This is a genomic window from Myxococcus xanthus, from assembly GCF_013116825.1.
GTDB classification, from domain to species: Bacteria; Myxococcota; Myxococcia; order Myxococcales; family Myxococcaceae; genus Myxococcus; species Myxococcus xanthus_B.
Window position 1 is genome coordinate 14,293 of sequence record NZ_JABFNS010000030.1, and the last position, 17,736, is coordinate 32,028.

Consider the following 17,736-nt stretch of genomic DNA (forward strand, 5'->3'; position numbering starts at 1 on the left):
CCGTCATCGACTCGGGCGTGCGGGAGAGGCTCCGCCGCCCGGGTGCTGCCCGCCTGCACCCTGCGATGCACGGAAGGGCCCGGGCCAGATCAGCGGCCCAGTCCGCGGGCGAAGCGGACCCGCGCCGCCCACTCCGGGAAGTCGATGAAGGGGTTGCGGTTCTTCTGGATGGCGAAGATGGCCTGGTTCCGATGCAGCTCCCACTCGGAGGGGCGTTCTTGCTGGTGCCAGCGCAGCAGCGTCTCCAGCCGCTCCTCGGCGAGCTCCGCCGGGCTGTTGATGGCGTTGGGATAGCGGACGAGGAAGTAGAGCGTGGCGCGCGCGGCGGCGCCCTTCCCGGCGCCCGGCTCGAACCGGTTCCGCTCGGCCCGCCCGCAGTCTTGTTGGAAGGCTTCGGTGCTGGGGAACTCGAAGTAGGCATTGTTGCCGCGGAAGCTGTTGCAGCGCATCTCGCAGGCGAACAGGTGGTGCAGGTCTCCGCGCATCGGCTCACTGGCGTTGAACCAGGACTGGGGCACGACGTGCTCGCAGTTGTACGGCAGGGCGGACTCGAGCTGCTCCAGGAAGCCCTCGTCGAAACGCTCTGTCAGTGGCCGCTCCAGGAGCCGTAGCGCACGCTCCCTCTCCACCTCCAGATCCTTCTGGAGGATCTCCTGGAGTGTGAAGGAGTGGCCCGCCGCCGAGTACAGCGAGCGGAGGAGGAGGTCCTTCTGGCGGTCCACCCATGGGTAGAGCCAGCGGCTCGGCTTGTAGGAGGGGCGGTCCGTATGCGTCCGCTCGAGGAGTCTGTGCAGGCCGTCATAGAACGCGTCCTGGTCGGAGTCCGGCTGCACACCTTCGTAGTAGCGCTCCCGGTCCAGCGCATCCGCCTCGGCGTCGTAATAGGGGAGGTCCCGCGTCCGCTGGGCTTCCGCGACAGCCTCCGCGACGTCGACCTGTGTCAGGGACGGTGCCCCAGCCCCCACACCTCCCCCGGGTTGACCTGGCACTGGCGCGGGCACTGCCGGCCCGGGGGCGAGCGCGGTCTGGCCATTCCCCGCCAGGGTGGGCACCCCCAGGCGGAGGGTGATGTGGAGCGGAATGGTGAGCGCCAAGGACTCGCCGGGCGGCGCCGGGGCGAAGAGGACGGGAGAGGGCGGAGGAGGTGAGGGCGGCACCGCCGGGGGGCCCTCGTTGTCCTTCCAGGCGTTCGCCCATGGGAGCTGTCCTCCGACGTTCGTCTTCGTGAACAGCACCCCGGCATCGACCACGCGGGAGTCCCGGCTGAGGTCATGGGCGGACACCGCGTAGTTCGCTTCGAGGTACCGGCCCCCGAAGTGGAGCCCGAGCACCTTGCCCGAGCGCGCATCCAAGATGGCCGAGCCAGAGTTGCCTCCGAGCGTCGAGCTGTCGTGCGCGAGCGCCTCCACCATCCGGCCGAAGCTCGAGGTGCGCCGTGCGCCCATGAGCTTGCCCGGCTGCAGGCGCTTGACCTGGTAGACGCCCCGGAAGATGCGGTGCTGGAGCGCGGCATCGTTGCGTGGGTCCTGCGCGGGATACCCGATGACGACGACGTCCTGCTCGCGCACCTCGTCCACGTGGCGAGAATCCAGGGTGAGGGGCCGCAGTCCATCAACCCCCTCGACCTCCATCAGCGCCATGTCCCAGTAGGGATGAATCATCAGGACACGCCGCACGCGGAAGGGCGCGGACGCGCTCGAGCCGCGCTCCCGCTTGAAGTCCACCTGCACGTCGTCGAGCCCCGGCTGGAACCGCAGCCCCCGCATCCCCAGCCCCAGCGTGAACAGCTCGGCAACGTGGCGATTGGTCATCATCAGCCCGCGACCGACCACGAAACCCGTTCCAACGTACGGCAGCGTCGGGTGCTCGGGAACCTCCACGCGTCCGATGGCGGGAATGGCCGCCTCGATGGGCTTGCGGAACTCCGCGTCATCCAGGGCGCTCCAGGGTGCCCCTGGGCGCAGGTAGCTGCCGTTGATGATGTCGATGACCGGTCTGTTCCGAGGCAGGACGATGGCCTCGAGCGCCCACAGCTCCTCTGGCCGTAGCGGGGACTCCTGACCCCGGGTCACCGCGTGGACCGCCTTGATGGCATGCTCCAGGACCTCGGCACCTGGCTCGAGCGGGGCGCTGCCTTCCGCCGCGAGCGACTCGATTGGCTCGGCCAAGGGGGCGATCCGCTTCGCGTAGGTCAAGAGCCGCCGCTGCTTCTCCTGCTCGTTCACGCACCCTCTCCCGGGTCTGGCCACCGCATGGGTGGGCGCAAACCCCATCCATGCAGGCAAGGGAAGAGGAGACACCATCACCCTCCAGTGCGTGAGTTGCCCAGACGCCCAACGGGTGTGCTCAAGCGCTCCGCGATGCGATGAGTGCGAGGTTGCGCGGAGACAGGCGCGGCTCGAAGAGCTGGAGGAGCTCGACCTGGAAGCCCCATTCTTCCAGGAGGAGCGCGCGATCAAGCAGGAGCACGACCTCCAACGCCCTCGCGAAGCGGTCCCTCAGCAGATGGCAGAGCAAGAGATCCCGTGTCTCGGCGCGAACGGACACCTCGAAGGCATTCAGTTCGGCGTCCGTCATGCCGGGCTCAAGACCCAGTCGCTCCAGGCGGTCGCGCGCGTAGACGGCGAAGCGTTCGGCGTAAAGCGCTCGGGGCGCGTCCCCTGCTCTCACGAAGCCGCGTTCGGGAAAGCGCCGCCTCGATAGGAGATCGAACGCGAAGCGCCACGCATACACCCGCTTCATTCGCGCGAACTCCTCCTCGGTCTTGTGATGCCGTCCCCGCGTCGTCAGCGCCAGGGCATGTGGGGTGAAGGGCAGCGGATGCCCGCTCCCGATGCGGGAGACGGGATAATCCCGTGGGATCTCCAGCTTGTCGTAGCAGCAACCGATGTTCAGGATGAATCCCGCCCCTTGGCTCTTGCGGAGCTGCGTGAGGGCGAGCGGCCCGCAGGTGTGCAGGCCGATCGAGGCCCGGTCCTGGCCGGAGAAGAGCGGATCGAGCTGTGGTTGGAGCCCGTCCTCGACGGAGGATTGGATGAAACGCAGGGTGTCCCCGCCTGGGGACTGCGTTCGCGTCAGCCACCGCCGACCCTTGTCCTGCAACGCGGCGTCCCGATCGATGCTGTGGAAGGTCCACCCGAACGTTCGCGCACAGAGGCGGGCGAGGTGTCCCATGCCGCCGCCAATATCGACCGCCTGGTGGATGACGCGAGTCCTCGGCGCGAGCAGGGCGAGCACCCGCTCGAGCTCGTGGGTCTTCTTGGCGCTGAGGCCCTGCGTCTCCGCGACAGTCAGCGCGTGAAGGCCCTCGTGCCAGGGCAGCGCCGTCAGTTCCTGGAGCGCGTCCAGGAGCACGCTCAGGGCCGGAGGCGGGACACCCGCGAGCGCTCCCTGGTCCAGCCGCCGCTCGCCCGCTTCATCGAGCGACCTTGCGTAGGCCAGCCAGTCCTCGGGGTAGGCGGCGCCGGACCCCGGCCAGCCCTGGAGGATGGAGCGGGACCAGAGCGGGGACCAGGGCCGGAGATGGTGCGTGAGCGCTTCGAGTCGCGCCTGGAAGTCCATGTCGGCGCATCCTATGCGCCGCCGGTTCGTCATGACGGGGCCGAGCGCCCAGGGCTCGGAGATGATTCAATCATCTCGGACTTCCCCCATCAGCGGCCGCTCGCCCTCAACGGCGCCTCGAATTCTTCGAGGCGCCGCCCCCCCCGGAGGCATCTCGGATGGAGGATGTGGACCTCGGCGGCCAGTGCCGCATTCCGGGGGATGGCGACCAGGTCCGGCCCGTTCCCGCGCAGCTCGAAGCCAAGCAGGTTCGGGGCATCCCATCGGCCCCTCTCGAAGCTCCCATCCCAGTTCGTGGGATGCCGCGTGCTACCCGTCTGCGGCACGTAGCTGGAGACGCCGCTCGCCCTGGACACGGCATCGGAGCTGCGACGACTGGGCGGCAGGTCAGGCCATCTCGCGACGCTGGCGCGCCCAGGTCTCGAAGCGCATGGGCGAAAGGCCATAGGCGCGCGCGATACGGAGGGGCACCCCGTTTGTCAACACGGGTTCTCGTGAGGAGGCGGTCGCGGTGGAGCATGTGAAGCCGTTGCGAGCGGATGGGCGGCGCAACCGGGAGCGGATTGTCGCGGCCGCCACGGAATGGGTCGGCAGGGATGGTGCGCAGGTGTCGCTCGAGGAGATCGCGCGGCGGGCGGGGGGAGGCTCGGCGACCCTGCACCGGCACTTTCCCTCGCGGCAGTCGCTGTTGGAGGTGGTATTCCGCGATGGCGTCGCGCAACTTTGTGCACGGGCATCATCGCAACCGGGAGAGGATCCCGCCGCCGAGTTGGCCGCCTGGCTCGAGGACTTGGCGGTCTACACGGCGACCCACCGCGGGCTTGCCGCAGCGCTGTTGACTGGCCCGGATGGCCTTGCCGCTGAGGAGATCTGCTCCACCGACAAGCTGCTCGTTGTGTTGAGCGTTCTGGTGGCGCGGGCGTCATCGGCAGGCGCGATTCATGCCCGTGCCACGGCGGAGGACCTGCTGATGCTGGCGAACGCGATTGCCGTCGCCAACGAAGACGATCCGCTTACCGCGAGCCGGGTGCTGCGCCTCGCGCTCACCGGCATCCGGCCGTGAATGCAGGGAGCGCGGCGGCCCTGTCCGCGCTCCCATGCGGTGCGCAGCAGGGGCCTGGCTCGCCTGGCTGGGGCAGCTCGAGCCTCAACACCACGCGGCATGGGGCCAGCTCATTGAAGCCGCGCGCAAAGGGAAAGGTCAGGCGGTGGCGGCTTTGCGTGGCTTCTTCGGCCACGCAGGGCGCTCTGCTCGCGGACCTGTCTGAAGGGGATCAGGTGATTTCGCGCGTCAGCTTGGAGTCCCACGGGCACCAGTGTCCGCCCGGGAGGAATGCGCCGCCCGCCTCGTCGAGGTGGTCTTCCACATACGTCATGTTGGCATCGCAGACCTCGATGGCCATCTCGAAGAAGCGGATGGTGTTCGGGTCCAGGTGGAAGGAGAACCTCGGGTTGTAGGCCGCGGCCCGCTTGATGATGCGCCCGTGGACATGGACTTCGTTCTTCTCCTCGCCAGAGAGAATCTTCCGTGCGTGTGCAATCACCTTCTCGTCAGACAACTCGACGATGAACTCCAGGTTGGGCTGGGCGCTCTGCGTGAATGCGAAACGAACCGGGTTTGCCATTGCGAGGCTCCTTGGGGTGGGGGCCCCATATAGGAGATTCCCCTTGCTTGATTGCATCACCTGCCGGTAGCGGCGGTCTGTCTTGAATGCGGCGTCGTGAGGTGTGTCGTATGAGGCAGTCGCACGGGGGGGCCGCCTCGCGAGTAGGAGTTCGTGCTCGCGGCGTTGCCCTCCACCCTGAAGAGCTTGGTGCCGCTCGGCTGTCCGTTGCTCACCCAAAGCTCGTGGCCGTGCGCCTCATCCTGGCGCACACGGTTGCCTGCCTCCCCGGGGGCGGGCTTGCGCGGTCGAATCGCTTCCCCTGGACACCGCCCGTGCGTATCACTGGCCTTCGTGCGTACGCCCACCGACCGATACCTGCCGCCGCGCCCCGACGCTTCCTCCGCCGTCATGCCCCAGCGCGGGCGGGTGGTGGTCATCGCGCCCACGCGCGCCGCGTGCGAAACCATCGAGCTGGCGCTCGGGCTGGAGCTGCGCACGTACCTGGAGGAGCACCACGGCGCGCGCCTCCGCGAGCTGGCCCGGAGCGGGCAGGGGTTTGGCATCGTCGCGGGCACTGGCACTGGCAAGACGCTCGCCATCCGCGCCATCGCGGAGGAGCTCATGGGCCGGCGGCCCCTGCGGGTGGCGGTGGTCAACCGCGAGCGGGAGGCCACCGCGCAGACGCCGCTCGCGGACGTGGCCATCGTCACCACCGGCATCGCGCGGCGCTGGTTCCAGGGCGGTGCCATCCGGCGCGAGGACACGCTCATCGTGGATGAAATCCACCAGACCTCCGCTGAGCTGGAGCTGTGCCTGGCCCTGGGCAAGCGCACGGGCTGCCGCTTCATCTGGCTGTCCGCCACCGTGGACCCGGCCTTCTACGCGCGTTACCTGGACAGCGCGGACGTGCTCCAGGTGTCCTCCTTCGACCCGAAGAAGGCGGCCCGGGTGGAGGTGGAGCGCTGTCAGCCGCTGTCCTTCCTTGACGAGGACTTCCTGCGGGAGGTGCAGCAGCAGGGGCGCGGCGTGGGCGTGTTCCTGGCCACGCGGGCGGGCGTGGAGGAGGCGGCGGCCCACGTGCGCGCGAACGCGCCAGAGCTCCATGCGGCGCACTACCACGGCGGCGAACCGCTGCGCGCCATCCGGCCCTTCCTGGAGGGCACGGCGCCCCGGCCCTTCGTGCTCGCGATGACGGCGGCGGGGCAGAGCGCGCTCAACGTGCCGGGGCTGGACACGGTCGTCATCGACGACATGCGCTTCACGAACCTGGTGGAGCGCGGCCGCAACGTTCTCTCCCGCGTGCACCTGGGCAACAACGAACTCTTGCAGATGGCGGGGCGCGTGCACGGGCGGGTGGAGGGCGGGCGCGTCTTCATCCTGAGCGACAGGCCGCTGCACTTCGCCTCGCTCCGGCCCACTGAACCCGAGTTCCAACTCGCGGGCGAGCCGGAGCGGGTGGCGCTCACCGCCGCGGCCCTGGGCGTGCGGGCGGATGCGTTGGATTTGCCCGTGCCGCTGGACCGCAATGCCTATCGCCGGGCGCTCGCGACGTTGCAGGCGCGCGGCATCGTGGACGCGGAAGGACGGCTGTCCGACTACGGCCGCGCGATGGAGGCCCTGCCCGTGGAGCGTCCGTGGGCGGAGCTCATCGTCAACGCGGAGGAGGCGCTGCTGCCGGTGCTCGCGGTGTGCAGCTCGGTGGAGTCGCTGCACAGGATGACGCGCGAGGAGCGGAACCTGGACGGACTGCTCGTGCCGGGCAGCGACCACCTGACCGCGTACAACCTCTACGCCGAGGCCTTCCGTGAAGCGGGCACGGTGGGGGAGGTGCAGGGGCTGCCGCGCCACGTCTTCCATGCGGAGAAGCTCGTGGCCTGGGCGGAGGTGCGTGGGGTGCTGGTGAAGGCCCTGGAGGACGCGGCGCTCGCGATGGCGAGCGTGTTCCGGAGCGTGGGGCTGGTGCTGCCCGCGCGCATGCCCTTCGTGGACCCGCGCGTCCACCGGCGTTTCTGCGACCTGCTCGCACGCTTCATGCCCTTCGACCTGGTCATCGACGAGCGCACCTCCTGGGGCGAGGTCGCGCGCGTGTCGAAGACGAGCGTGTGTGGCAACCTGGGCGCGGTGGCGGGCACGCTGCGCTACTTCGCCGACCGCAACGGCGACTCGCAGGCGGGCATCGAGGGGACCCAGCTTCCCCAGTCCCTGCTGCGTCGCTACGCCCGCCGTCACGCGGCGGCGCCGGTGTACGACGTGCGCTTCCGCTCGGTCGTGCTCGAAAAGCGGGTGGAGTACTTCGGCTTCGAACTCGAACGGGAAGTGGAGGTACTGCGCGCCTGGGGGCCAGAGCTTGCCAAGGCGGCCCGGCACGCGCTCGCCGAGGCGCTGGCGCAGGGCGACGCCCCCCATCCCGCGGTGGACCGGCACCGGGTCGCCATCGCCGAGGTGCGCGAGCTGTGGCGACGCTCGGGAGGGACCACCGCGCCGCTGGGGTTGTCGGAGCTGACCGCGCTCTACGAGGCGCAGTTGGATGGGGTGGACACGCTCGACGACTTCAAGGCGCGCCCGCTGCGGCTCGAACTGGACGCGCTCGTGCCGCCCGCGACGCGTCAGGCGCTCCTGGCGCTCCCGGACGCCGTGGAGGTGCGCGAGCAGGCGGTGTCGCTCGGATACGACGTGGAGATGCTGTCGGACGGAGCCCCGCGAGGTGTGGTGCGGCTGCACCTGCCGGAGAAGCTCGCGCGCACGCTGGTGGAGGAGGAGCTCCCGCTGCTCGACCGTCCCCAGCGCTTCAGCGTGGCCCGGGGCCGGAGGGGTGTGCTCGAGGCTCGCTCGCTGCTCGAGCTCCAGGAACTGCTCGACCGGCCCTGGATGCCGGACGAGATCGCCGAGGCCACCCGTGAGCGTCCACTCCCGCGACAGGACCGGGAGCGCGGCGCCCCCAGGCCAGGGGGACACCGGGGCCCTCACGGCAGGGCACCTCGGAATGGAAGGCGGACGGGCGGCGGCGGACGGCGGCGCTGACCTGACGTATGGGCAGGGCGCTCACCACGCAGTGAGCGCGCCGTCCAGGGCCGCGCGTCCGGGATGCGGGTCGTCGCGCTTCTGCCGAATCAGGGGGCTCGTGGTCGGGCCCATCATTCGCTTCACCAGGGGCTCTCTTTTTGCTGTCCGCGGCTGAGGGGAAATGCACGCTGGATTCGTTTCCTGTGGGCGGTACCAACGTCAAGCAGGAGCTCTCGAGCATGAAACCTTTCAGAATGAGGCCGCTACTGGCGGTCCTGTCAGCGCTGGTCGTATCCCTCGTGGGATGCGGGGTGCCAGAGGAAGAGCCCCGCGACTCTTCCAGCGCTGAGTCCCAGGCACTGGCCGGCCCATATGATGCCTGGATTGCCCGCCACGGGCTCACCACCGCCCAATATCAGACGGAGTTCAATACGTGGGTGGGGCAGGGCTATCGTCTCTCCTACGTCAGCGGTTACGAAGAAGGGGGCAGTGCCCGTTACGCGGCCATCTGGGAGCAGACGAGCGGCCCGGCCTGGCGGGCCTTCCACGGGCTGACTTCCGCGCAGTACCAGACCACCGTCGTCAATCAAGATGCGCAGGGATACCGCCCGGTGGTGGTCAACGGGTACAGCGTCGGAGGCGTCGCCTACTTCGCGGTCATCTTCCACGTGGACAGTGGTGCCGCGTGGGTGGCCCGCCATGACCTGAGCGCGTCCCAGTACCAGACGGAGTTCAACACCTGGGCGGGGCAGGGCTACCGGCTCGTGCACGTGAGTGGCTACACGTCCGGTGGCGCGGAGCGCTACGCGGCCATCTGGGAGCAGACGAGCGGCCCGGCCTGGCGGGCCTACCACGGGCTGAGCGCGTCCCAGTACCAGTCCACGTTCAATACCAACGCGACCCAGGGGTACCAGCTCGCGAAGGTCAGCAGCTACAACGTGGGCGGCACGGACCGGTACGCGGCCATCTTCCAGGTTTCATCGGGGATTCCGACCGCCGCGCGTCATGGGCTCTCCGCCGCCGCGTATCAACAAGCCGTGACGGACCTCAAGAACCAGGGATATCGCCCCGTCCTGGTGGCGGCGCACAACAATGGGAGCCAGCCCGAGTTCGCCCTGATCTGGCAGAACCTGACGTTCAGCGCGGCCGACCTGCAGCACATTGACGACACCGTCCAGCAGGCGATGGCCAGCACAAACACCGTCGGCCTGTCGCTGGCCATCACCCGTCACGGGCGCCTCGTGTTCGCCAAGGGGTATGGCCTGGCGGACCGAACCAACAACACCCCGGTCAACACCTCCCACCGCTTCCGCGTCGCCAGTGTGTCCAAGCCGATGACTTCCATCGGCATCATGCGGCTGATTGAAAGCGGCCAGATCCGTCTGACGGACCGCGTCTTCGGTAGGGGCGGATTGCTCGGTGAGACGTTCGGCGCTCAGGGCACCTACGCGGACAGCCGCGTCCTGAACATCACGGTTCAGCACCTGCTCGAGCACACCGCGGGCGCATGGGACAATGACGGCGCCGACGGCACGGGCGACCCCATGTTCATGAACACGAGCATGACGCACGCCCAGCTCATCCAATGGGTGTTGCAGAACGTGCCGCTCGAGTTCGCGCCTGGGACGACGTACCAGTATTCGAACTTCGGCTACAGCGTCCTCGGCCGCATCATCGAGCGGGTCACGGGCATGACCTATGACGCCTATATGCGCGCCAACGTGTTCACGCCCAGCGGCGCCACCAGCTTCGCCGTGGGGGGCGATACGTTGAGCGCGCGTCTGACGAACGAACCCGTCTACTACCAGCTTGGCGCGGGTGCCTTCAGCCCGTACGGCATGCCGGTGCGTCGCATGGATGCGCACGGCGGCTGGGTCGCCACGCCCATCGATTTGCTGCGCGTCGCCGTGCGCGCGGATGGGTTCTCCACCGTTTCGGACCTGCTGAGCGCGAGCTCGCTCACCACGATGACCACACGCACGACGGCGGTCGACACCTTGGGCAACTCCGTCAACTACGCCAAGGGCTGGTCGGTGAACAGCCTCCCCAACTGGTGGCACGGCGGCTACATCCCGGGAACTCGGGCCCTGTTGGTGCGCACCGATGACCGCTATGGACCCAGCCGCTCCGAGGAGTTCACCTGGTCCGTCATGACCAATTCGAACAACAGCTCCGGATCGGGCACGCCCGACATCAACCTCGACAGCCTCATGTGGAGCGTCGTGAACGGCGTCAGCGCGTGGCCCGCGCACGACCTGTTCTAACCAGGGGCTCCACCGGATTTCCGGGAGGGTTGGTGGGACCGGCGGGGATCGCCAGAGCCTCCGCCGGTCCGAACCTATCAACGCGAACGAGGCCGTGAGTTCGAGAGGCTGGCTTTGTTTTGTGTGGCTTCGTCCCTATCTGCCAGGACGTCGTCGAAGACTCCGTAGGCAGCGCGTCACGTGCCTGGTCGAACGTGTGGCGCGCTTGAACCTTGCGTGGCCTTGCGAAGAGACAACTTAACAACGCCATGGACACCAATTCGGAACCGAGGAGTAAGCCCTGAACGCTCGAACATGAATCTCGCACGCGCTCAGGCGGTGCGCAGCGGATGGACCTTGCGGAGGACAGGACTGGCACGCCGCTGGGCGTCGCGAGCGTGCAGGTAGGCATGGACGCGCCGCAGGGCTTCTGGAGGGGCGGCCGCGATGATTGCGAGCGGCGTTGGCGTGGAGGTCCAGCCAGACGCGCTCAATGCGATTGGCTTCCGGGCAGTCAGGCGGCAGGAAGTGGAGGACAATCCGGTGAGACCACAACCCACCACCGCCATCTTGGCTGAACGAATCGGGTGCATGTGCAACCTCAGCTTGACGCCAGGTTGTACGGTAGCCCCGAAGCGTGAAGCCCGCCCATCCCTCAAGGAACCGGGCGAACCGGTGGAGCAGGCGTCAACACCAACCCATCCAGGACGCCATACGCATAGGCCACCGCGAAGACATAGGCTCCCACCAGGTACGTCACGTTGAGCGTCCGCGCGGTCCCCGCGTCGTTCGCACTATATCGGCCGTCCGGCCCGCGCAGCGAGAGCGCGGTCCCCAGGGAGACTCCCGCCGCTGCGAGTCCCAACCCCTGCGTCACCGCCAGCGCCGTGCCCATCCCTGAACGCCCGTGCTTGAAGTGCCCCACACCTAGGGGCGCCAGATACCAGGCACGGGTCAGCGTCGGCGAGGTGGGCACCTCGTCTGGGCGGATGGGGTCGACGATGGGGGAGGGCGCCGGAAACAGCCGAGGACTCCGCTCGGCGCGCAGTTCCCCGATGCGTGTCTGGTGTTGGGCACGCGCGCGCTCGACGAAGGCGAGGAAGTCCGGAGGATACAGCAGCGGATCCAGCGCCGAGTCACCGTGAACGGCCAGCCCTCGCACCACCTCGTCCTCCGCGCGGGCCAGTTCCTCCTGTGCGTGATAGGTGGCCGCGAGCAGCAGGTGCGCTTCTGCTTCCAACGCCTCTCCGTCGAGCCGCAGCGGATAGAGCAGGGACTCCAACTCGGCGCGGGCCTTGGGCAGCTCGCCGGATTGGTAGGCACCGCGCGCGCTGTCGAGCGGGGACGTCGCGAGCACCATCAGCATCAAGGCCGCGCCCATCATGGCGTCACGTCCAGCGCCACTTCGAGACGACGACCGGCGACCACGTCCACCTCTCGCACCAAGGGCGGTTCACCCGCGCGGCGTGCCGTCACCGTGTGGCGTCCATGGTCGACCATCACCGGACCGGACAGGGGGGCGACGCCCACTTCCCGTCCGTCCACGAAGAGCCGCGCGCCCGCGGGCGCGTGGATGCGCACCTCCGCCTTTCGCGGTGACAAGACCACGTCGCGCGTCACGGTCTCCCCCGGCGCGAGCGTCACCTCCTGCTCGACCTCGTCGCACAGCGGGTTGACGAAGCGCAGCCGGTAGGTCCCCGCTGGCAGCGAGAGTTCACGCACACGAGGTGTGTAGCCGTGGCTCTCGCCGTTCACGAACACCTCCGCCCACGGGCGCGCCGTCACCTTCAACATGGCGGGACGCGCGGGGAGGGTGGTTTCCACGTCCGGCCCTGGCGCCGGCGCCAAGGGCCGCGCGGCCCCTGTGGACTCGGCTCCCGCCGAGTGCCCTGTCGGCAAGGCTGATACGGCCCGCTTCGCGGAATCCATGCCACCCGAACGCCCTGTCGAAGCGGATGGTCGAGCCCGCTTCGCCCCGGCACCGTCCGCCGCGCGTTCTGTCGGCACGAATGCCCCGGCCAGATTCGGGGTGTCACTTTCAGCCGAAGGCCCCGGTTCCCGGGAGGCGTCCAGCATGCCGGGCTCCGTCCCCGGGGCGGCCCTCTCCTGGTCCGGGGGCGTGGGCGCATGAAGGCGTTCACCCGTGGAGGCGCCGTCAACGGATGTCGTTCGGGGGGACGTCTGCCCTGACGAGGGCTCCGCGCCACGCGGTGTCTTCACGCCTCCGACGCCCTGGTCCGGCCTCATCCACCAGCCCGCGGTCGCGCAGAGCACGAGCCCGGCGCCCACGGCGATAGCCCTCCACGTGGAGCGCCTCGGCCGTTGGCGCAGCAGCGCCACCACCTCGGCGGACGTCGGCTCCAGCGACAGCGCGGCGTTGAGGACCTTCGCGGCCCGCGCCCCCTCGCCGCGCGCCAGCAATCCGCGCCCCTCCTCCAGCAACCGCTCGAAGCGGGCCCGTCGCCATTGACCGGCACGGGGCACCGGGTCTCCCAAGAACTCCCGCGCTACGTCTGCAGGCGGGCCGACCTCTCGTTGGAGCAGCCCCTCCAACGCCAACGCCAGCGCGGCCCCGTCGCGAGGTCTGTCCCGTGCATCCTTCGCCAGGCACCGCGCGACCAGCGCGGACAAGGGCTCGGGCGTGCCCGGCACCACCTCCGTCAGCGGTGGCGCATCCTTCGTCATCACCGACGCGGCCAGATGCGCCGCGCCCTTGCCCGCGTGCGGCGTGGTGCCTGAGCACAGCTCGAACAGGATGACACCCACTGCGTACACATCCGAGGCAGGGGAGTACGCGCCTGTGTCGATGCGCTCGGGCGCCATGTATGGCAGCGAGCCTGTCACCGCCCCGGTGCTCGTGAGGCGCTCCTGGTCCTCCATCGCGGCGAGTCCAAAGTCCGCCAGCTTCAGCGGCCCGCCTTCCGCCACCAGCACGTTGTCGGGCTTCACGTCGCGGTGGACGATGCCGCGTGCGTGCGCCGCCGCCAGCGCCCGGGCGAGCTCCCAGCCCAACACCATTACCGCCTCGGGAGGCACCGGCGAGAGCCTCCCCGCCAGCGCGCGGAGGTCTTCGCCCCGCACCCACTCGCAGACGAGGAAGGGGCCATGGGCCTCATCCTCGCCATAGTCGTGGACCTCCAGGACGTTGGGATGATGGAGCGAGGCGGCCAGCTCGGCCTCCCGCCGGAAGCGCTCCGCGCGGCCCGTGCCGCCTCCCGGGTGCATCCGCTTCAGCGCGACCGGGCGCGACAGCCGCACGTCCGTGGCCAGGAAGACCGTGGCCATTCCCCCACGCCCCAACTCCCGCTCGAGTCGGTAGCGGCCCGCAAGCACTTCACCCGTCATCACCCGGGCATTCTCCGGGAGCGCGCTCCCGCGAGCAACCGGGCAAATTACAGCGACAGCCGACAGGCCTTCGTGTCTCCCACCTGCTCGCAGGCGCCCGTCGCCCCGCCGGGGCAGTCCCGGTCCAGTCGGCACGGCTGCCGGCATCGCAGCTCCGCCCCGGATGACAGGCACACGCTACAGGGCGCGCAGTCCAGCGAGTTCTCGCAGTCCTCTCCCACCGAGACCGGGGTGCCCGAGCACTCCTGTACGCACAGCCCGTCCGGAGCACATTGGTAGCCCGGCTCGCAGAGGCCGCTCCCCGGGTTGCACTTCTCCTCGCACCGCATTCGCTCCCTGGGGCAACTGGCGAAGTCGGAGCACTCGAATGTGTCCCTGCACGCCTCTCCAATCCGAGCCCCCACGACACAGCTCGCATTGGAGCACCGTCGCCCGTCGCGACACGTGAAGTCCGTCGAGCACGTCAGCGTGCACGTCCCGCCGACACAGGCCGCCGCCGCATCCGCGCACTCGCACGGCCGCGTGCATGCTCCTCCCACCTCCACCGTGCTCGCGCATCCGGCATCCGGCGCCCCGCATCCCGAGCCCGTACAGCCGGCATCCGGCACCTCGCATCCCGAGCCCGTACAGCCGGCGTCCGGCACCTCGCATCCCGAGCCGGTGCATCCCCCGTCCGTCGACGTCGTCACCGGCACACATGCGCTCAGGGGGCCGGACGCGTCGGGCACGTGCCCACATCCGTAGCCTGGCCGAGCACAGGCCTCGCCACAGGTTCGCAGACACTGCCCCAGCCCCGGCGCGCACACGCTTCCTGCCGGGCAGGGCGCCGCGTCGGAGCACGCCAGCAGACAATACCCGCCCGGAAAGCCCGTGCCACAGGTGCGCCCCGGCCCGCAGTCCGCATGCTCGCCGCAGGCATCCCCAATCCGCACCGTGTCGACGGGCTCGCAGTCACCTCGCACGCAGACCTGCCCCTGGGGACAGCCGTCGGGTTCGTCACAGCGGATTCGGATGTCGAGCGGACAGCCCGGCGCGACGAGCAGCACCAGCGCGGGCAACAACGAGAGCAGGAGGAGTCGGCGCATCACCAAGGCCCGGGCGACTCTAGGCGGAGGGAGGCTCGGAGAGCACCCCCCAACAACGCCAGAGGCCCCGTGCTCCTCGTGGAGGGAACACGGGGCCGTCTTCGCCAGCTACATGCAGGTGCCCATGACGCCCGGCGCGCCAAAGCACTGGCCGCTCTTGCAGTGGCTGTTCTCCGCGCACGGGAAGCCGAAGGCACCCGGGCTGCAGAACCCGAGGACCGCGCCGGAGAAGGGCTTCACGCAGCTCCACGCCGAGGGGCAGTTCGAGTTGTCACTGCAGAGCCCCTGCATGCAGAAGCGGCCCTTGTTGGGCAGGTAGCCGTCGTTGCACACCGCGCCGCCCAGGCCCGTGGGGCACACGCCATCCTCGGGGCAGGGCGCGAAGCTGGCGCAGTACGGCTGCTGCGAGCCCTCGTCCGCCGCGTCCAGGCACACCGCATAGGTGTCGCAGCCGTCCTTGAAGTCGCTGGTGTTCGGGTTGCACGAGGGCGGGTTGGGCGGAGGCGCCAGGCTGCACAGGCCCTCGATGCAGACCTGGTTGCTCAGGCACTGGCTGTTGGAGTTGCAGGTCGGCACCTTCTTGTTCTTGCAAAAGGAGACGGCCATGCCCGTGTCCTCGAGGTCGCAGTACTGGTCCGCCGCGCAGTCCCCGTTCGACTGACAGCCGATGGCACACAGGCCGTTGAAGCAGAACTGCCCGGAGGGACATGCCTTGCTCGCGCTGCACAGCCCCGCGCTCTGCTCGTTGGGGTTGCCGTCGGGCCCCTCACCGTCATCGTCCTTCGTGCTGCCGCAGCCCATGACCGTCAGCGCCAGGAACAATCCCATCACCACATGCTTCATCGTCGTCTCCGTCAGGTTCATCTGCACCGTGGCGGTTCTCCGCCTGCGTGCGATGGGCAACACCAGTGCAACGTGCGTGCCCAGGCCTGGCGAGACATCGAACTGCCCCGATTCCACGGGGTTGCATGACGCCCCTGGCCCTCCGAGCACCCGCCGCTGGGGGAAACGTGCCAGGACTGGCACGCGGACCAGCCCTCCAGAGGAGGCGGCCTGTCAGTCCCCCTCGCCGAGGTAGCGAAACAGCGAGCGAAGACCGATGCCCAGCGCCGCCGCCGCGTCCTTCTTGCTGCCGCCGCAGCGGGCAATGGCCTCGCGCACGTAGCGCTGGACGAACGCCTCCCGCGCCTCCTCCAGGGGAATCATGGGCGCGGTGTCGCCGCCCAGCTCCAGGTCCTCGGGGCTCAACAACTCGTCCGTCGCCAACACCGCCGCGCGGCGCACGCGCGATGCCAGCTCTCGCACGTTGCCAGGGAAGGGGTGCCCCCGCAGCGCCTCCGCGGCCTTCTGCGTGAAGCCTCGCGCCTTGCGCGCCTCTTGCGTCAGCACATGGTGGGCGATGAGCAGCACGTCCTCACCACGCGCTCTCAGCGGCGGTACGTCCACGCGCACCTCTTCCAGCCGGAAGCGCAGGTCCGCGCGGAAGGTGCCCCGCCGCACCGCCTCCTCCAGGGCCACATGGGTCGCGGACACCACGCGCACGTCCACCTTGCGCGGCTGGTGTTCGCCCAGGCGGGTGACCTCGCGCTCCTGCACCACGCGCAGCAAACGCGTCTGGAGCGACAGCGGCATGTCCCCAATCTCATCCAGGAAGAGGGTGCCGCCGTCAGCCGCTTCCACCAGTCCCGCCCGCTCCGTCCCCGCGCCAGTGAACGCGCCACGCGCATGGCCGAACAGCTCGCGCTCGATGAGGCTCTCCGGCAGCGCCGCGCAGTTGATGGCCACCAGCCGGCCGCGCCGGCCACTGCGCCGGTGGAGTGCCCGCGCCACCAGCTCCTTGCCCGTCCCTGTCTCGCCTGTGACGAGGACGTTGAGCGGCGTGGGCCCCAGTCGCTCCACCTGCCGGTACAGGGCGCGCATCGAAGGGGACTCGCCGATGAGGCCCTCGAACGTCGCGGCTTCGATGCGGCGGGTGAGGCCCTCCACCTGCGCGCGCAGCTCCGTCAATTCGCGCCGGGTCGACAGGAGCAGCGCCGTCAGCGCGGAGAGCGCCATGGCCTCCTCCAGCGCCACCGCTGAAAAGGCCGGAGCACCCAACCTCCGTCCCAGGTACACCACGGACAGCGGCACCGGCTCCACGCGCAGCGGCACCACCAGCGCGGAGCCCAGCCGCAGTGCTTCCATGCTGGGCGCCCGGGCCAGCGCCGCGTCCGCCGCTACGTCGGCCACACGCACCGGGGCACCCGAGGTCAGCACCCGGTCCACGAGGCTGTCCACCACCGCCGCGTCGGGTCGGGCGCCCGTGGAACACAGCACGCGCCGAGGTCCCTCCCGAGCGTCCGCGGCGACGAGGAAGCCCACGTCCGCGCCCACCACGTCGGCGAGCCCCCGCATCGCCACCTCCAGCAGCTCCAGGGGGGGGCGCTGCACCAGCAGCCGCGAGGACAGCTCCGCCAGCACCGCCACCAGCCGTCCGTCCTGTCGCCGGGGGGCCACCTCCGCCGCATCATCCGCGACGGACTCCACCGCTTCGATGAGCTCCAACTCCACCATGCCCACGCGGAAGCGGTCCCCAGGCTCCAGGGGCGCCAGGTCCACGCGCCGCCCTCGCACCTTGATGTCACAGCCCTTGCCCGCTGGTGACACGCTCCAGCCTCGTGCGTCGCGGAACAGCAGCGCGTGGCTCGGCTTCACGCCGGGCGCAAGGAGCACGGCGTCACAGGTGGCGTCGGAGCCCACGGAGATGACGGGCTTGTCCAAAGGGAGGCGGCGGCCGTCGGGGAGGACCAGAAGCTGGGGCATGGCGGGAGCGGACGACGCAGTCGCATATCAGGAATGCGGGGGCGTGCGCATGCGGGGCCCGGGAGGAGCGTGCCAGGGCGGAAGGCCGGC

11 protein-coding genes are annotated in these 17,736 nt (G+C 69.6%); 3 read left to right on the forward strand and 8 right to left on the reverse strand.

Features of this window, described 5'->3' with window-relative positions:
• Nucleotides 1-89: 89 nt before the first annotated feature.
• Nucleotides 90-2,225 (reverse strand): endonuclease, encoded by a 2,136-nt coding sequence (locus tag HNV26_RS11235; protein WP_171439912.1) that lies wholly within the window; start codon nt 2,223-2,225, stop codon nt 90-92.
• Nucleotides 2,226-2,346: 121 nt separating this feature from the next.
• The gene (locus tag HNV26_RS11240) at nt 2,347-3,561 is read right to left on the reverse strand and encodes a methyltransferase (protein WP_171439913.1); all 1,215 of its coding nucleotides are present in this window, start codon (nt 3,559-3,561) and stop codon (nt 2,347-2,349) included.
• A gap of 511 nt (nt 3,562-4,072) precedes the next feature.
• Here HNV26_RS11240 and HNV26_RS11245 point away from each other — a divergent pair.
• Entirely contained in the window at nt 4,073-4,624 is a 552-nt protein-coding gene (locus HNV26_RS11245) for a TetR/AcrR family transcriptional regulator (protein ID WP_171439914.1), read from the forward strand.
• A gap of 211 nt (nt 4,625-4,835) precedes the next feature.
• On the opposite strand, the gene HNV26_RS11250 is transcribed toward HNV26_RS11245, so the two are convergent.
• Nucleotides 4,836-5,186, reverse strand: a complete 351-nt coding sequence (locus tag HNV26_RS11250; RefSeq protein ID WP_171439915.1) for a BP74-related protein — start codon at nt 5,184-5,186, stop codon at nt 4,836-4,838.
• Between the two features lie 333 nt (nt 5,187-5,519).
• Here HNV26_RS11250 and HNV26_RS11255 point away from each other — a divergent pair, with 333 nt between their 5' ends.
• Nucleotides 5,520-8,189 carry a DEAD/DEAH box helicase gene (locus tag HNV26_RS11255; protein ID WP_366816844.1) on the forward strand — a complete coding sequence of 890 codons (2,670 nt, stop codon included), beginning with the start codon at nt 5,520-5,522 and terminating at the stop codon, nt 8,187-8,189.
• A 140-nt stretch (nt 8,190-8,329) separates the two neighbouring features.
• Nucleotides 8,330-10,435 carry a serine hydrolase gene (locus HNV26_RS11260; protein WP_171439916.1) on the forward strand — a complete coding sequence of 702 codons (2,106 nt, stop codon included), beginning with the start codon at nt 8,330-8,332 and terminating at the stop codon, nt 10,433-10,435.
• 634 nt (nt 10,436-11,069) lie between these two features.
• Here the strand turns inward: HNV26_RS11260 and HNV26_RS11270 are convergent.
• The 5 genes from HNV26_RS11270 to HNV26_RS11290 all read right to left on the reverse strand — a co-directional run bounded on the left by HNV26_RS11270 (nt 11,070) and on the right by HNV26_RS11290 (nt 17,646).
• Nucleotides 11,070-11,798 carry a hypothetical protein gene (locus tag HNV26_RS11270; protein WP_171439917.1) on the reverse strand — a complete coding sequence of 243 codons (729 nt, stop codon included), beginning with the start codon at nt 11,796-11,798 and terminating at the stop codon, nt 11,070-11,072.
• Complete coding sequence (locus HNV26_RS11275) at nt 11,795-13,759, reverse strand: serine/threonine-protein kinase (protein ID WP_216612106.1); 1,965 nt, start codon at nt 13,757-13,759, stop codon at nt 11,795-11,797. Before HNV26_RS11275 ends, HNV26_RS11270 begins: the two co-directional genes overlap by 4 nt.
• Before the next feature lie 47 nt (nt 13,760-13,806).
• Nucleotides 13,807-14,844 carry a hypothetical protein gene (locus HNV26_RS38340; RefSeq protein ID WP_253816462.1) on the reverse strand — a complete coding sequence of 346 codons (1,038 nt, stop codon included), beginning with the start codon at nt 14,842-14,844 and terminating at the stop codon, nt 13,807-13,809.
• A 108-nt stretch (nt 14,845-14,952) separates the two neighbouring features.
• Entirely contained in the window at nt 14,953-15,708 is a 756-nt protein-coding gene (locus HNV26_RS11285; RefSeq protein WP_171439954.1) for a Dickkopf N-terminal cysteine-rich domain-containing protein, read from the reverse strand.
• A 192-nt stretch (nt 15,709-15,900) separates the two neighbouring features.
• Nucleotides 15,901-17,646 (reverse strand): sigma 54-interacting transcriptional regulator, encoded by a 1,746-nt coding sequence (locus HNV26_RS11290; RefSeq protein ID WP_171439919.1) that lies wholly within the window; start codon nt 17,644-17,646, stop codon nt 15,901-15,903.
• Nucleotides 17,647-17,736 lie beyond the last annotated feature (90 nt).